This window comes from Microbispora sp. H13382, assembly GCF_014161445.1.
GTDB lineage: Bacteria > Actinomycetota > Actinomycetes > Streptosporangiales > Streptosporangiaceae > Microbispora.
The window spans coordinates 114,222-117,042 of sequence record NZ_JABBXA010000027.1; the positions used below are offsets into that span (position 1 = coordinate 114,222).

Consider the following 2,821-nt stretch of genomic DNA (forward strand, 5'->3'; position numbering starts at 1 on the left):
GCGCCCAGCAGGGCCAGCAGCAGGGCGGCTACGGTCAGCAGCCCGGCTACGGGCAGCAGCAGTACGGCGCCCAGCAGAGCCAGCAGCAGTACGGCCAGCCGGGGTACGGCCAGTCGGCCTCCCAGCAGGGCTACGGCCAGCAGCAGGGCTACGGCGCCCAGCAGTACGGCCAGCAGGGCTATGCCCAGCCCGGCTTCGGCCAGCCGTACGCGGCCGCGGGGCCGATTCCGCCCGGTGCCCCGGCTCCGCTCGCGGAGTGGTGGCAGCGCCTCGTCGCCCGCATCATCGACGGCGTGGTCGTCGGCATCCCCTTCGGGATCATCTCGGTCGTGATCACGGCGATCGTCGTCACCAGCGGGAGCATCGACCTGAGGACCGGGGTGTACTCCCCCGGTAGCGGCGTCTTCCTCGCCACGCTGCTCGTGGCGATCCTGGGCGGTGTCGTCATGGTCGGCTACGAGTTCGTCATGCTGCGCCAGCGCGGGCAGACGCTCGGAAAGATCGCAATGGGCATCAAGGTCGTCCCGGTCGGCGGAAGCCTCGACGGCGGCCTCGACGTCGACGTGGCCGGCAAGCGCGCAATCGTGATGTGGGGTCCGCAGTTGGTGCGCTGGATTCCCGTCGTCGAGTATCTGGCGGCCATCTTCGCGTTGCTGAATATGCTGTGGCTGCTTTGGGACAGGCCGTTGCAGCAGGCGTTGCATGACAAGGTCGCCAAGACCGTGGTGGTCAAGGTCAGGTAAGGACCGCAGAGGGGGCCGATGGAACGGACCATCGGCCCCTTTTTCTATGGCTGCTTTGGCGCGTCCACGCCGGGTGCCCATCCGGCTGTGCGGGAAAAACCGTACGGGGCCGCCCGGGCATGCCATGCTTGGGTTCACCGTCCCCGGAGGTGCCCCAATGACCGCGAGACCGCCCCCGGTGCCAATCCTTAAGGCTCGTCCTCGCCGTCCCCGCCCGGGCCATATCGGTCCACGGGCGGCTTAAGGAACCGTCAGGGGCGCTTATGGGGCCGTATGGAGCCGCAGGGGGCCCTTATGACGCTCCGGATGCGCACCGCTCTACCCCGCCGCGGACGCCGCCCGCGGAATGCGGGGGACCGTTTGGCCGTGCGAAAGTCGGGCGCCCGGCCGCCCGGGCCGTCCACGTGATTGTGCCCCCGCTCCTTTATTCGATCTTCATGTCGCCCCCGTTGATCTTGGTGGAACCGGCCGGTCCTCTCTTTTTGCGAGGCTTCCGGACTGTGACGATCTGCTTGCGCGTATATCTCGCAAGGCGAGCGCAGCGTACGAGAAGGGGGCGGGGCTCCTTGTGAAGATCCGGCCGCCCAGACGTCGCTCCTCGTTTCGCCCGAGCTCTTCAACGGCCGTACGTCCTCCGGCCGTCCTTTTTCGCGAGCGTGTTTGCGGCTTCGCGCTTGTCGGGCCGTGTCTGTCCGGCCTGGCCGGAAGGCCCCTCACCTGCCCTTACGGCACCGGCCTCGCCGAACCCCGGGGAGTGCCGCTACCGCCGCCCGCCGTCGCGCGGGAAGTGCGCCGGCGGTGAAACGGAGGGACGGCCGGGGAGCGGTGACCGGGCGGGTCGGCATTCTGGGTACGATTTCGAGTGCATCCGGTAAGGCCGCTGGAGAGACGGGGGATTACCCCGGCCCTCCTGGGGCACCCCGGAAGGCGCGGCCGGTCCCTCCCGGCGCTATGGTCGTATCAGGGCGCCTGGCCCGGCAAGAGGCCGGTGACCTTGCCACGTCCCCGGAATTTCCTCGGGTGCACCTAATGACACCCCCGGCACGAGCGAGGCAGAATGACAGAGGTATTGTCCGCCTTGATACCTTCCGTGGTCGTCGCCGGCGCGGTCGTCTACGGCATCGTAAAGTTGGTACGTTCCGACGCGGCGGGTCTCCGCGCGGCACGGGAGCCACGCGAGAAGTCACGGGACTCAGAGGTTCCTGAGAATCCGCAATCTTGAATTGTCAGCCGGGGGAAACCGGGTATATGTTTGGCTGACGAATCAAAGTATGGGCTGCGAAAGGATTGCCGGATGGCCAAGCACACGCAGGTGATTCTCATCGACGATCTCGATGGCGGCGAGGCCAATGAGACGGTCACCTTCGCGATTGACGGCACGTCATATGAGATTGACCTGAGCGACGGCAACGCGAAGCGGCTTCGCGAGGCCCTGTCGCCTTTCGTCGGCAGCGCGCGGCGCGCGGACAGCGGGCAGGCCCGTGGGCGCCGTCGTGGTGCGGGCGGCGGGGGCCAGCGAGCCATGACCCGCGAGAAGAGCGCGGAGATCCGCGCCTGGGCGAAGGCTCACGGACACCCCGTGAGTGAGCGCGGTCGTATTGCCGCCTCGATCGTCCAGGCGTACGAGGACGCGCACTAGGTCGTGTCCCTTAGATCGCCACGGCGAGATCGGCGGGACACTCCCTAACTTCAACCTTGATCGTGCGGTTATGCCGGTCGTCGGAGGACCTGACGATCGCATAACCGCGCGATTGTGTTTGTGCTCCCTTAAAACCTCGTTCGCTTGCGGCGTATCGGGAACATGTCACCCCCAGCAGGGGGTTGGATAGAGCATGAACGCCCTTCGCTTGGGGAACCCTTCTGCCAAGGAGCGGTCGCTGGGTCGGGGCTACCATGCGGAACGACGGGCCGGATCTCCCGTGCTCGCCTGACCGCTTCGTGAGGAGCGACGAGATGTTCGAGAGGTTCACCGACCGTGCGCGGCGGGTTGTCGTCCTGGCTCAGGAAGAGGCCAGGATGCTCAACCACAACTACATCGGTACTGAGCACATTCTTCTTGGTCTGATCCATGAGGGTGA

At 66.7% G+C, this 2,821-nt stretch carries 3 protein-coding genes; all 3 read left to right on the plus strand.

What is annotated here, in order from left to right; genetic code table 11:
* The coding region (locus tag HHX41_RS36170) for an RDD family protein (RefSeq protein WP_182909546.1) at window positions 1-743 on the plus strand (743 nt) is incomplete at its 5' end.
* Between the two features lie 1,294 nt (window positions 744-2,037).
* On the plus strand, window positions 2,038-2,382 hold the full coding sequence (locus HHX41_RS36175; RefSeq protein WP_169988980.1) for an Lsr2 family protein: 345 nt from the start codon (window positions 2,038-2,040) through the stop codon (window positions 2,380-2,382).
* A 314-nt stretch (window positions 2,383-2,696) separates the two neighbouring features.
* Window positions 2,697-2,821: Clp protease N-terminal domain-containing protein (locus HHX41_RS42520; protein ID WP_139578418.1), on the plus strand; the 125-nt coding region annotated here is incomplete at its 3' end.